The organism is Pseudomonas sp. LS2P72 (assembly GCF_054897865.1).
The window spans coordinates 1,263,285-1,275,461 of record NZ_CM142708.1; the positions used below are offsets into that span (position 1 = coordinate 1,263,285).

13 protein-coding genes are annotated in these 12,177 nt (G+C 60.6%); 9 read left to right on the forward strand and 4 right to left on the reverse strand.

All coding sequences use genetic code 11. From position 1 onward, the window contains the following. Positions 1–66 precede the first annotated feature (66 nt). The 8 genes from ribH to ACYZUA_RS05830 all read left to right on the forward strand — a co-directional run bounded on the left by ribH (position 67) and on the right by ACYZUA_RS05830 (position 5,533). The gene (ribH, locus tag ACYZUA_RS05795) at positions 67–543 is read left to right on the forward strand and encodes a 6,7-dimethyl-8-ribityllumazine synthase (protein ID WP_003185938.1); all 477 of its coding nucleotides are present in this window, start codon (positions 67–69) and stop codon (positions 541–543) included. Then, positions 540–1,040, forward strand: coding sequence for a transcription antitermination factor NusB (gene nusB, locus ACYZUA_RS05800; RefSeq protein WP_008153530.1), 501 nt, complete (start codon positions 540–542; stop codon positions 1,038–1,040). The genes ribH and nusB overlap by 4 nt, the downstream gene beginning before the upstream one ends. A gap of 174 nt (positions 1,041–1,214) precedes the next feature. Next, on the forward strand, positions 1,215–2,180 hold the full coding sequence (thiL, locus tag ACYZUA_RS05805) for a thiamine-phosphate kinase (RefSeq protein ID WP_461962362.1): 966 nt from the start codon (positions 1,215–1,217) through the stop codon (positions 2,178–2,180). After that, positions 2,177–2,680 carry a phosphatidylglycerophosphatase A family protein gene (locus ACYZUA_RS05810; protein ID WP_003228639.1) on the forward strand — a complete coding sequence of 168 codons (504 nt, stop codon included), beginning with the start codon at positions 2,177–2,179 and terminating at the stop codon, positions 2,678–2,680. The genes thiL and ACYZUA_RS05810 overlap by 4 nt, the downstream gene beginning before the upstream one ends. A gap of 21 nt (positions 2,681–2,701) precedes the next feature. Continuing rightward, complete coding sequence (locus tag ACYZUA_RS05815; RefSeq protein WP_461962363.1) at positions 2,702–3,433, forward strand: substrate-binding periplasmic protein; 732 nt, start codon at positions 2,702–2,704, stop codon at positions 3,431–3,433. Between the two features lie 266 nt (positions 3,434–3,699). Continuing rightward, entirely contained in the window at positions 3,700–4,317 is a 618-nt protein-coding gene (gene ribA / locus ACYZUA_RS05820; RefSeq protein WP_461962364.1) for a GTP cyclohydrolase II, read from the forward strand. Continuing rightward, positions 4,314–4,733: an MFS transporter gene (locus ACYZUA_RS05825; protein ID WP_461962365.1), complete on the forward strand. Its 420-nt coding sequence runs from the start codon at positions 4,314–4,316 to the stop codon at positions 4,731–4,733. Before ribA ends, ACYZUA_RS05825 begins: the two co-directional genes overlap by 4 nt. Beyond that, on the forward strand, positions 4,733–5,533 hold the full coding sequence (locus ACYZUA_RS05830) for a cobalamin-binding protein (protein WP_461962366.1): 801 nt from the start codon (positions 4,733–4,735) through the stop codon (positions 5,531–5,533). The genes ACYZUA_RS05825 and ACYZUA_RS05830 overlap by 1 nt, the downstream gene beginning before the upstream one ends. 136 nt (positions 5,534–5,669) lie before the next feature. On the opposite strand, the gene ACYZUA_RS05835 is transcribed toward ACYZUA_RS05830, so the two are convergent. The 4 genes from ACYZUA_RS05835 to ACYZUA_RS05850 form a co-directional block, all read right to left on the reverse strand. Continuing rightward, positions 5,670–7,553, reverse strand: a complete 1,884-nt coding sequence (locus ACYZUA_RS05835) for a TonB-dependent receptor domain-containing protein (protein WP_461962367.1) — start codon at positions 7,551–7,553, stop codon at positions 5,670–5,672. A gap of 169 nt (positions 7,554–7,722) precedes the next feature. Continuing rightward, entirely contained in the window at positions 7,723–9,621 is a 1,899-nt protein-coding gene (dxs, locus tag ACYZUA_RS05840; RefSeq protein WP_461962368.1) for a 1-deoxy-D-xylulose-5-phosphate synthase, read from the reverse strand. 92 nt (positions 9,622–9,713) lie between these two features. Beyond that, positions 9,714–10,616 carry a polyprenyl synthetase family protein gene (locus ACYZUA_RS05845; RefSeq protein WP_046053219.1) on the reverse strand — a complete coding sequence of 301 codons (903 nt, stop codon included), beginning with the start codon at positions 10,614–10,616 and terminating at the stop codon, positions 9,714–9,716. Continuing rightward, on the reverse strand, positions 10,613–10,855 hold the full coding sequence (locus ACYZUA_RS05850; RefSeq protein WP_007894317.1) for an exodeoxyribonuclease VII small subunit: 243 nt from the start codon (positions 10,853–10,855) through the stop codon (positions 10,613–10,615). Before ACYZUA_RS05850 ends, ACYZUA_RS05845 begins: the two co-directional genes overlap by 4 nt. Positions 10,856–11,361: 506 nt before the next feature. On the opposite strand from ACYZUA_RS05850, the gene ACYZUA_RS05855 reads away from it, so the two are divergent. After that, positions 11,362–12,153, forward strand: coding sequence for a YfaP family protein (locus ACYZUA_RS05855; RefSeq protein ID WP_461962369.1), 792 nt, complete (start codon positions 11,362–11,364; stop codon positions 12,151–12,153). The last annotated feature ends 24 nt before the right edge of the window (positions 12,154–12,177 follow it).

A 12,177-nucleotide genomic window follows, 5' to 3' on the forward strand; every position in this document is an offset into this window, starting at 1 on the left:
TCGCGGTTAACACATCACTGAGGGACGCGTAGAAAACGCGTCCCGGCTCTTTAAGAGATCTAACGAATGACCCTGAAGACCATCGAAGGTACCTTCATCGCCCCTAAAGGCCGCTACGCTTTGGTAGTTGGCCGTTTCAACAGCTTCGTCGTTGAAAGCCTGGTCAGCGGTGCAGTTGATGCCCTGGTTCGCCACGGCGTGAGCGAAAGCGACATCACCATCATCCGCGCACCTGGCGCCTTCGAAATCCCGCTGGTTGCGCAGAAAGTCGCTCAGAAGGGCGAATACGCGGCAATCATCGCCCTGGGCGCGGTCATTCGTGGCGGTACTCCGCACTTCGAATACGTGGCTGGCGAATGCACCAAGGGCCTGGCCCAGGTGTCCATGGAGTTCGGCGTTCCAGTCGCATTTGGCGTGCTGACCGTTGATTCCATCGAGCAAGCCATCGAACGTTCCGGCACCAAGGCCGGTAACAAAGGTGCTGAAGCTGCCCTGTCCGCTCTGGAAATGGTCAGCCTGCTGGCACAGTTGGAGGCCAAGTGATTAGCGACGAAAGCGATCGTTTCAACCCGCGCGATCCAAAGCCTGCGGATGCCGGCAAGCCATCGAAAAGCGTCAAGCGTCGCGAAGCCCGGCAGCTCGCGACTCAGGCGCTGTACCAATGGCACATGGCCAAGCAATCTTTGAACGAGATCGAAGCGCAGTTCCGGGTCGACAACGATTTCAGCGATGTCGATGCCGCTTACTTTCACGACATCCTGCACGGCGTTCCGGCTCACAAGCCTGAGATCGACGCTGCACTGACGCCGTGCCTGGACATCACCATCGAAGAGCTGGACCCGGTTGAACTGGCCGTTCTGCGCCTGTCGACCTGGGAGCTGCTCAAGCGCGTCGACGTGCCGTACCGCGTTGTGATCAACGAAGGTATCGAGCTGGCGAAAGTCTTCGGTTCCACCGACGGCCACAAGTTCGTCAACGGTGTACTCGACAAGCTGGCCCCGCGTCTGCGTGAAGCTGAAGTGAAGGCGTTCAAGCGCTGATTCGCGCTTGCAGTGTCCTGTCTCGCCGATACGTTCGTTTTTTAGCGAGTGGCTGGTGTTGCCAGACAAGGCGCCGCGACGAGTCATAGCTGGCTATGGCGAGGAGCGGCAACGCAATATGGCGACACCAGACGCCGCTAAAAAATGAACAGTATTGGTGAGACAGGACACCCAATGGGCGAGTTTGAGCTGATCCGTAACTTCTTCGCCGCCGCGCCTTGTGCGCAGGGCGGCGAAGGCGTTGCCCTCGGGATCGGCGATGATTGCGCCTTGCTGGCTGTTCCCCCCGGGGAGCAGTTGGCCATTTCCACCGACACACTGGTTGCCGGTGTGCATTTCGCAGATCCTTGCGACCCGTTTCTGCTCGGTCAGCGTTCGCTGGCCGTGGCCGTCAGCGATCTGGCTGCCATGGGCGCCACGCCCGTTGCCTTTACCCTTGCCCTGACTTTGCCGACGGTGACCGCCGATTGGCTGGACGCCTACGCCCGTGGTTTGAACATCATGGCGCAGCGCTGTGGTGTGGCGCTGGTGGGCGGTGATACCACCCGTGGGCCATTGAGCCTGACGATGACCGTGTTCGGTCGTGTGCCGGCAGGTCAGGCGTTGACCCGCAGCGGTGCGCAGCCAGGCGACTTGCTGTGCGTTGGCGGTGAGCTTGGCAACGCGGCGGGGGCATTGCCGCTGGTGCTCGGTCAGCAGACGGCTGAAGCCGCCATCGCCGATCCGCTGCTGGCACATTACTGGTCGCCGCAGCCGCAGCTTGGGTTGGGAATGGCGCTTCGCGGCAAAGCGACCTCGGCGCTGGACATCTCCGACGGCCTGCTCGCTGACTGCGGGCATATTGCTCTTGCGTCGAAGGTCGGCATTCAGGTTGAACGGGACACGCTGCCATTGTCGAACGCGTTAGTCGCTTTCCTCGGTCAGTCGGGTGCTGAAAAGGCGGCCCTGAGCGGTGGTGATGATTACGTGCTGGCCTTTACCTTACCGCCCGTCGAGTTGCCGCAATTGTTGAGCGACGGCTGGCCGATCCATGTGGTCGGCCGTGTTGTGACGGGGCAGGACGTAGTGCTGCTGGACGCCGACGGTCAAGACATCACCCCGCAAGCCCGGGGCTATCAACATTTTCGGGAGACACCGTGACAGATCATCCCAAACAGGTCCCGGCGGAATTCGTACCGCCGTCGGTCTGGCGCAATCCGTGGCATTTCCTGGCGTTCGGCTTCGGTTCGGGCACCCTGCCAAAAGCACCGGGCACCTGGGGTTCGTTAGTTGCGCTACCTTTTATCCCGCTGTGGCAGATGCTGCCCGACTGGGGCTACTGGCTGATGCTCGGCATCACCATGCTGTTTGGCTTCTGGCTGTGCGGCAAGGTCGCCGACGATTTACGGGTACACGATCACGAAGGCATCGTCTGGGACGAAATGGTCGGGATGTGGATCACCTTGTGGTTGGTGCCAGAAGGTTGGTACTGGCTGCTGGCGGGGTTTCTGATGTTCCGCTTCTTCGACATCCTCAAGCCATGGCCGATTCGCTGGATCGACCGGCATGTGCATGGTGGCGTCGGGATCATGCTCGATGATGTATTGGCCGGGGTGTTTGCGTGGTTGGCGATGCAGGGGCTGGTTTGGATTTTCGCCTGATGGGCGAAGCAGGGGACTCGGATGGCTCGACGCTGGTTGGCGCTGATGATTTTCGCCATGTTTTGCTCGTTCGCTCAGGCGGGGGATACGCCGCCGACCGTGATTCATCTGGCCAGCGAAGAATGGGAAGACTACACCGCCGCTGACGGGCATGGCCTTGGCTGGGACGTGTTGCGGGCTATCTTCGAACCGGCCGGGGTCAAACTGGACATCCGCATCGAACCTTATGTCCGCTCCATGGGCCTGGCCCAGCGCGGCGAAGTGGATGCCTGTGTCGGCTCCTATCTTGATGAGTCCAGCGATCTGCTCTATCCGCGCTGGAACTTCGATACCGATCACATCTATGCCTTGGGGCTGGCCAGCAACCCCGCGCCGACCCCGGAAACCCTGGGCAATTATCGACTGGCCTGGGTCCGCGGCTACGACTTTCAGGATTACCTGCTCAACGTACGCCGCTATAACGAAGTCATGCGGCGTACCGGGATTTTGTCGATGTTGACCCGCAACCGCGCTGACTTTTACATCGATGCGCTGACCGAGGTCGACTATGTCCTCCGGTCGGCCAAGGATCCGTCACAGTTCCGTCGCACCCACATCGCGGAATTGCCGCTGTATCTGTGCTTTGCCAAGACCCCCAAGGCTCGCTCCCTGATGGCGCTGTTCGATCAGCGTATGGAGCAATTGGTGAAAAGCGGCCAGCTGAAACCGATCTTCGAGCGTTGGAAACAACCCTACCCATTCGACTCAAACTAAGCGCGAACCCTGTAGCGCTTGATTCACCCTGTGGGAGTGAGCCTGCTCGCGATGATGGTGTATCAGTCGACATCAATGGTGAAAGACAGACCGCTATCGTCGGAACGCCGCCCGGAGCAGGCTCACTCCCACAGGGGGGCTGTGGTGGCGTGAGATCTAACTTTTTGATTGTTATGCCCCATAATTCAGCCTAAGCGTCTGTCGGAACGTGCTGTTACAATGCCGCCTCTGCGAATCTCCAGTACTTATTGATCAGGAGCACACCGGTGCCTGTCGTTTTTGTCGCCGCTTCCAAGCTGCCAACGCCTTTTGCGCAATTCACCATGCACGGCTTTCTCGATGAAGAGAACGGGCGCGAGCACGTTGTGCTGAGCCTGGGTGAGTTCCTCGACGGTGCCCCGGTACTCGGCCGGTTGCATTCCGAATGCCTGACCGGCGATGCCTTGTTCAGCCAGCGTTGCGACTGCGGCTCGCAACTCGAGGCTGCCTTGCAGGCCATCGCCCGTGAAGGTCGTGGCGTGTTGCTGTACTTGCGTCAGGAAGGTCGCGGCATTGGCCTGCTGAACAAGATCCGCGCCTATGAATTGCAGGATGGCGGCGCCGATACCGTTGAAGCCAACGAGCGTCTGGGCTTTGCCGCCGACCAACGTGACTACGCCATGTGCCTGCCGATGCTGGAGCACCTGGGCGTGAAATCCCTGCGTCTGATGACCAACAACCCACGCAAGGTCAAAGCCTTGACCGACATGGGCATCGTGGTCGCCGAGCGCGTGCCGCTGCACACCGGCCACAACCCGCACAACAAACTCTACCTGGCCACCAAGGCGAGCAAGCTCGACCACATGATGGGCAACGAGCATCAGGGTGAGGCTGACCGGGCGTGACCCGTGGTCAGGTTCGGCGGCGACTGTCCGTCAATTGGTGGCAATACCTGGCGCTGGCCTTGGTGCCGCTGTTCGTGATCAACGGCGTATTTGGCCAGAGCGAGGCAATCCTGCCGGTGCTGGCGATGCCGTTGTTCATCGCCGGTGTGGCCTCGATGTTTGTCAGCCTGAAATTCTTTGGCGGCTACAAGCACGCATTGATCGCCACTCAAAAAGCCCTCGATACCCCTGAGGAGCCTGCTGCCTGGGTCGCCCTGGCTGCCAAGCGTCGCGCGGCGTTCCTGGCTGCCGGCCTGCCGGCGTGGATCGGTGCGCTGGCGGTATTCGTCGGCCTCGAGGCGGTACCGTTGATGCTGCTGTCGCTGTCGACCCTGGTGCTGTTCTACCTCTACCGTATTCCGCGTCAACTCGGCTGATGCGACCCGTCTGGCTGGCGGTTTTGCTGCTGGCCGTCAGTGGCCCGGCGGCTGCGGTCGAACGCGTTGTCAGTCTCGCGCCTTCTCTCACTGAAATCGTTGTTGAGCTGGGTTCAGCCGACCTGCTGGTGGGTGTGCTGGATGCCGGTGAGCGTCCTGCCGAGCTCAAAAACCTGCCTTCGGTTGGCCGCTACGGCCAGCTGGACATGGAACAGCTGCTCAGTCTCAAACCCGATCTGTTGTTGCTCTGGCCCGGCAGCGTTGGCCCGGCCCAGCGTGAACAGCTCAAACGGTTGAACCTCCCGACCTACGTTGCAGAACCCCATAACCTCGAACAACTTACGTCGCAGATTGAGGCGATTGCCTCACAGCTCGGCCGTCCGGAGCGTGGCGTTTCATTGGCTGAAAACTTGCGTCAGCGACTGGATTCGCTGCGCCAGCGTTATCGCCGGGATGTGCCATTGCGGGTGTTTTATCAGGTCTGGGATCGACCGCTGTACACCGTTGGCGGCGGGCAGATCATCAGCGATGCGCTAGAGGTGTGCGGGGCGCGCAATGTGTTTGCCGACCTGACGTTGCCGGCGCCGCAGGTCAGTATTGAGGCGGTGTTGCAGCGTAATCCAGAAGTGATTCTGGCCAGTGACCAGGCACAACTCGATGCGTGGAAAGCATGGCCGCAAGTCGCGGCGGTGGCGCAGGGGCAATTGCTGCTGGTGACCGATAAGGGGCTGGAACGGCCGAGTGGGCAGATGATCGAAGCAACGGCCAAGTTGTGCCAGTCGATCGCGCCTGACCGCTGAGACCGAGGTGCTTTCATCGCGGGCAAGCCTTGCTCCTACAGGTTTCGCGTGAACGCCGAAATTGGCGTACGACACAAACTCTGTAGGAGCAAGGCTTGCCCGCGATGGCGTCAGCCTGGACAACAAATATTTTTGGCTATAGCTCCGGCGTCCACGTCACCCCAAACATCCACGCCCGACCTTCCTCGCGATACCCATACTGACTGCCGTCATGGCTGTACAGCGCCCGGCTATAACCCTTATCCAGCAAGTTATCGACTTTCAGCTCAAGCTTGATCTCGCGATTCAATTCCCAACTGCTGCGCAACCCCAGCAACGCATACCCGCCCAACGGCTGCTGATTGTTCTCATCGTCATAGCTGCTGCTCACCGCTTGCCAGCTGGCGCCGAGCCCTAGCCGGTCGAACTGCCGATCCAGATCCAGACTCAAGGTCCGCCGCGCGCGCCGAGCCAGGGTGTGCCCACTGTCACGATCCCGCGGGTCGATGATCGCCGCGCCGAGGTTGCTCTGCCAGCCGAACAGCTCTTGTTTCAAGGCCGCTTCAAAACCATTGATACGTGCCGAGGCGACGTTGGCCGGGCGATTGTTACTGCCGAAAATAATCGCGTCTTCCAGGTCCGTACGGTACAGAGATGCTTCCAGGCGAGCGGTGTCGGTCAGCTGACTGCGCCATTGCAGCTCGTAGCTTTTCGAGGTCTCGGGTTTCAGATCCGGATTACTGAAATCGGGGTAATACAGGTCATTGAACGTCGGGGCGCGGAAGCCTTCGCTGTAGGTCAGCAGCACGTCGTTGTCCGGATTCAGCGGCAGGGTGAAGGTGCCGCTCCAGCTGTTCTGGCCGCCGAACTGCTGGTTCAGATCCCGGCGCAGGCCCAGCTCGGTGGAGAAGCTGTCCGCTTGGTAATGATGCTGAACGAACGCCGCACGGTTCCAGCGGCTGTCCTCGTCGAAGGGCGTGCTGCTGTTGATTCGATCCTCATACCAGTCGCCGCCGAGGATCAGGCTGTTGCGCTCATCGAGGGTCAGGTCGTTCTGCCAGTTCACCGAGTCGCGATACGTGTTGAACACACTGCGCTCATCGCTGAGCTTGTCCAAAGTCTTCTCGCGGTTTTCGCTGTGACCGAACTCGACGCGGGTTTTCCACAGGTTATTGATTCGCGCATCGACGTAACTGCTGACGCTGCTCACCGCGAAGTCGCTGTAGGGCTGTTGCTGGACTGACTCGAACGTGTCCATGTCGAAGCGGCCGAATGGATTGTCGAACTCGCTTTTGCCACGGTTATCCAGCAGATTGGCGCCGATTTCGATGTCATCGGTGAGGGCGTGACTCAGGCTCAAACTCATCGATTTGTTGCGGTATTCGTCATGATCGCCGTCGCTGGAATAGGACTCGCGGGTGCGATTGATGCCGGCAGTTTCATCGAGGCTGGCACCCAGGTTGAATCGGGTCTGCTCGTCGCCGCCGGACAGCCCGAGGCTGCGTTCCCAGTTCTGGTTGCTGCCAAAGCCCACGTGCATTCGCGGTTGCAGGCCGGGTTCACCGCCACGACGAGTGAAGATCTGAATCACCCCGCCAATCGCATCGCTGCCATAAATCACCGAGCGGGAACCGCGCAGCACTTCCACGCGCTCGACCTGTTCGATGTTGATGTGTTGCAGGTTGCTGTCGCCCGAGGTGGCGTTGCCGATGCGCTGGCCGTCGACCAGCACCAGGCTTTGGGCCGACTTGGTGCCGCGAATGTAAATCCCCGGCAGACTGCCGCGCCCGCCGGTTTGCCCGACCTGCACACCCGGCACACGACGCAGCAAGTCAGTGACACTACTCGGTTGCAGGCGATCAATGTCGTCGCGGGTGAACACGGTGTTGGCGGCGCTGCTGTCATTGCGCGCTTCGACCTGACGGTTGGCGCTGATCAGCACGTCGGGAAGCTTCAGGGCCTGGTCGCGTTCGAAGGTGTCGGCCAGCAGTTGGCCGGCCGGCAGCAGGGTCAGCGTCAGGGCGAGGCGGGAGAGTTTCATCGGCAGTCCGTTGGCACTTCAGGGCGAACATAAATTTTGAAAGACACAGAAAACCAATGTGGGAGTGAGCCTGCTCGCGATGACGGTGTGTCAGTCAATGAATAAGTTGACTGTCAGTCCGCTATCGCGAGCAGGCTCGCTCCCACAGGGTTTTGTTTAAGTCTGAGGTTTAGATGTTCAGCAATTGCAAGCGCTCACGAACCGACGCTTCGATCCCGGCCTCATCCAGCCCGCATTCGGCCAGCATTTGCGCAGGCTTGGCGTGCTCGACGTAACTGTCCGGCAAGCCCAGGTGCAGCATCGACTTGAGGATGTTTTCACGGGCGAGAAACTCGCTGACGGCGCCACCGGCACCGCCCATGATCGCGTTCTCTTCGATGGTCACCAGCAATTCATGGCTACCAGCGATATCGCGCACCAGTGCTTCATCGAGCGGTTTGACGAAACGCATGTCGACCACGGTGGCATCCAGCGTCTCGGCGACTTTGAGCGCCTCGGCCAGTTGCACGCCGAACACCAGAAGGGCGACTTTGCTGCCCTGGCGACGAACCACACCCTTGCCGATTTCGATCGGTTCGAGGTCTTTCTCGATCGTCGCGTTCGGGCCAGAGCCGCGCGGATAACGCACCGCCGCCGGGCCGTTGAACAGGTGGCCGGTGGTGAGCATTTTGCGCAGTTCGTTTTCGTCGCTCGGGGTCATCACCAGCATGCCGGGGATGCAGCGCAGGAACGACAGGTCGAAGCTGCCCGCGTGAGTCGGGCCGTCTTCGCCCACCAGACCGGCGCGGTCGATGGCGAACAGCACGTCGAGGTTTTGCACCGCGACGTCATGAATCAATTGATCGTAGCCGCGTTGCAGGAACGTCGAATAAATCGCTACCACCGGCTTCGCGCCTTCGCAGGCCATGCCGGCAGCGAGGGTCACAGCGTGTTGCTCGGCAATCGCCACATCGAAATAGCGCAGCGGGAAACGCTCGCTGAAGGCCACCAGATCGGAGCCTTCCTTCATCGCGGGAGTGATGCCCACCAAACGCGGATCAGACGCGGCCATGTCGCATAACCACTCACCGAACACACCGGAATACTTCGGCCCACCCGCTTTCTTCGGCGCGGCGGCTGGAGCGTCCAGCGGTTCGAGTTTGGTGATCGCGTGGTAACCGATCGGGTCGACTTCCGCCGGGGCGAAGCCTTTGCCTTTCTTGGTGACGACGTGCAGGAACTGCGGGCCTTTCAGATCGCGCATGTTACGCAGGGTGGCGATCAGGGTCGGCAGGTCGTGGCCATCGATCGGGCCGATGTAGTTCCAGCCCAGCTCTTCAAACAGCGTGCCGGGAACCAGCATGCCTTTGGCGTATTCTTCGGTGCGACGGGCGATTTCCCAAGCGCCGGGCAGGCGCGACAGGACCTTTTTGCTGCCTTCGCGCATGCTCGCGTAAGTGCGGCTGGAAAGGATTTTCGCCAGATAGTTCGACAGCCCGCCGACGTTGCGCGAGATCGACATGTCGTTGTCGTTGAGGATCACCAGCATGTTGGCGTTCACTTCCGGCGCATGGTTCAACGCCTCGAAGGCCATGCCGGCGGTCAGTGCGCCATCGCCGATCACGGCGATCGCCTTGCGATCACTGTTTTGCAGGCGGGCGGCAATGGCCATGCCCAGCGCTGCGCTGATCGACGTGCTGGAGTGACCGACGCCAAAGGTGTCGTACTCGCTCTCGGAACGACGCGGGAAGGCTGCGACGCCGTCCTTCTGACGCAGGGTGCCCATGCGCTCGCGACGGCCGGTGAGGATTTTGTGCGGATAGGCCTGATGACCCACGTCCCACACCAGCCGGTCGTCCGGGGTGTCGAAGACGTAATGCAGTGCGATAGTCAGCTCGATGACGCCCAGGCCGGCACCGAAATGCCCGCCGGTCTGACCGACCGTGTAGAGCAATTCCAGGCGCAACTCATCGGCCAGGGTTTCCAGCTCGGCTTCGCCTAACCGGCGCAGGCCGTCCGGCGTGTTGGCACGGTCGAGCAGGGGCGTGGTCGGGCGCTTGCGGGGAATCTCATGAAACGTCGTGGGCATCAGGCGAATCGTTATAGGTATAAAAGATGCGGCAGTTTACCTGATGCATCGCCCCCTGCCCACGCGTTGCTTTTAACTTGGCGGATACGCCGTCAGCTGCGCCGGTCGACGATATAACGGGCCAGGTCGCGCAACGGCTCGGCTGCCGCGTCAAACGGTCGCAGCGCATGCAGGGCCTGATCGCGCAGTTCCAGGGCGTAGGCCTTGGCGGCGTCGAGGCCGAGCAGGGCCGGGTAGGTCGGCTTGTCGCGTGCGATGTCGGCACCCTGGCGTTTGCCGAGGGTTTCGGTATCGCTTTCGACGTCGAGAATGTCGTCCTGCACCTGGAACGCCAGGCCGATGGCCTGTGCATAAGTCTGCAAGGACTTCAGTTCGTCCTTCTCGGCACGACCACTGGCGAGGGCGCCGAGTTTGACGCTGACCTCGATCAACGCGCCGGTCTTGTGCCGGTGCATGTATTCGAGGGCTTTTTGATCGAGCTTCAGACCGACCGAACCGAGGTCAATGGCTTGACCGCCGACCATGCCGGCCGGGCCTGCGGCCAATGCGAGAGCACTGACCATTTGCAGGCGGAGGTGATCGGAGGTGAGAGCAGCGTCAGAGTTGCTCAGGCGAGGGTCGAGCAGGGCGCTGAAGGCCAGGCTCTGCAAGCCGTCACCGGCCAGAATCGCGCAGGCTTCATCGAATTTTTTGTGAGTGGTCGGCTGACCGCGACGCAGATCGTCGTCGTCCATGGCCGGCAAATCGTCATGCACCAGGGAATAAGCGTGAATCAGCTCCACCGCGCACGCCGCGCCGTTGGCTTGCTCAGCCTTGCCGCCCAGCGCTTCACACGCGGCGTAGGCCAGCAGCGGGCGAACCCGTTTGCCGCCATTCATCACGCTGTAGCGCATGGCCTCGTACAGACGCGCGAGCTCAGGGCTCGGCGCGTTGAACAGGGTTTCCAGTGCAGCATTGACGCGGGCCTGGCTGGTCGCCGAATACGCTGCAATCATTCTGGCTGATCCGCGTCGAAGGGTTCCTCGGCCAGCTCGCCATCACGCTCGAGCAGCACCTGAACCTTTTGCTCGGCCTGGGCCAGCGCCGCCTGGCAATCGCGGGTCAGACCGATGCCTTGCTCGAAAGCCGTCAGCGAGTCTTCCAGCGACAATTCGCCGTTCTCCAGACGCTCCACCAGCGTTTGCAGGTCAGCGAGAGATTGTTCGAAATCCAGTGCAGCTTTTTTGCGGGCCATGGCGGCTATTTCCGGTTGACGTTAAACCGGCGCGACACTAGCAGACATGGGGGTTATGGGCAAATGAGGGCCACGTTTCGGCCACTGTTTTCAGCAACGACACACGCTATGTAGCAGCTGGCGAAGCCTGCCTCCGGCTGCGCAGCAGTCGTCAATCCTGCGTGCACGGTATGCCTGATGTACCGCGAGTTCTGGTTCTACGACTGCTGCGCAGCCGGACGCAGGCTTCGCCAGCTGCTACAAATCGAGTTACGGTTTAACGGAGCGGGTTATTCGGCTCATTTCGTGAGCCGAATAAGATCGCTATTCGGCTCACGACCCGAAATGTGCGTGAATCCCACCGCAAAAATAGATGTATCCGATTGTTAAAAAACCGCCGTATGGCTAATCTTCGCGCCTTCTACGACCCGATAGTCATGGGTCTTTCTGACGAAACGCAGTTTTTGGATCTGTAACGCGCCGAGGATCGGCCGCAAGGTTTCGTTATGCATGGCAGGAGGCGTCACATGCGTTCATTTTTTCTATTGCTGATAGGGCTCGTCTGCACGACCGCGGCGTTGGCCGAGCCTTCGGCCGAGGTGTCGGAACCGGTGGGTGGCTGGCGTTTTTCCGGCCTGCTGGACCGCAGTGAACATCCTCAGGTCGCCTATCCCACGCCACCGATTGATCGCGGTGTGCAGCGCAATCGCACCATGATCCAGGGCCAACTCAAGGCTATCGGCACCCAGCGAGGGCCGCACACCCTGGCCGTCAACGGTAATCCGCTAAATCTGTACACCGACGACCAGGGGCGCTTCGCCCGGCCGTATGCGTTTGGCGCCGGCTCCAACAGTGTTGAAGTGCGAAGCGTCGAAGGCAAATCGCTCAAGCGCGTTCAATTCTATGAAGCCAACAACCTGCGCACCCCAGCGCGAATTCGCGTGGTGCTGGGCTGGGATGACCCGAAGGCCGAACTCGATCTGCACATCATTACTCCCGACGGCCAACACGCGTTCTGGGCTCGCCCGGCGATGAGCAACGGCGGCGGTCTGGATCCGGACGGTGTCGATGGTCCCGGTCCGGAAATGTTCACCATGACCGCGCCGATGCATGGCACTTATCTGGTTTACGTGAACTATTGGGGCAACTTCGGCAGTGGCGGCTATAACTTCGATGAGACCAGCAACCAGAACGAGGTGATCACCTCGCAGATCAACCTGGTGCTCAACGAAAACACCGTCGACGAAAAACGCGAGACCTTCATCGTGCCCCTGCGGGCCATCGGTGACCTGCTGCTGGTCAAGACTTTCAACTATTAAGCATCCCGCTCCACGGATGAATTG

Excerpts from the sequence above, each read along its gene's own strand:
- ribH (WP_003185938.1), top strand. The coding sequence starts at position 67 with ATGACCCTGAAGACCATCGAAGGTACCTTCATCGCCCCTAAAGGCCGC.
- thiL (WP_461962362.1), top strand. The coding sequence starts at position 1,215 with ATGGGCGAGTTTGAGCTGATCCGTAACTTCTTCGCCGCCGCGCCTTGT.
- ACYZUA_RS05815 (WP_461962363.1), top strand. The coding sequence starts at position 2,702 with ATGGCTCGACGCTGGTTGGCGCTGATGATTTTCGCCATGTTTTGCTCG.
- ACYZUA_RS05830 (WP_461962366.1), top strand. The coding sequence starts at position 4,733 with ATGCGACCCGTCTGGCTGGCGGTTTTGCTGCTGGCCGTCAGTGGCCCG.
- ACYZUA_RS05835 (WP_461962367.1), bottom strand. The coding sequence starts at position 7,553 with ATGAAACTCTCCCGCCTCGCCCTGACGCTGACCCTGCTGCCGGCCGGC.
- dxs (WP_461962368.1), bottom strand. The coding sequence starts at position 9,621 with ATGCCCACGACGTTTCATGAGATTCCCCGCAAGCGCCCGACCACGCCC.
- ACYZUA_RS05845 (WP_046053219.1), bottom strand. The coding sequence starts at position 10,616 with ATGATTGCAGCGTATTCGGCGACCAGCCAGGCCCGCGTCAATGCTGCA.
- ACYZUA_RS05850 (WP_007894317.1), bottom strand. The coding sequence starts at position 10,855 with ATGGCCCGCAAAAAAGCTGCACTGGATTTCGAACAATCTCTCGCTGAC.
- ACYZUA_RS05855 (WP_461962369.1), top strand. The coding sequence starts at position 11,362 with ATGCGTTCATTTTTTCTATTGCTGATAGGGCTCGTCTGCACGACCGCG.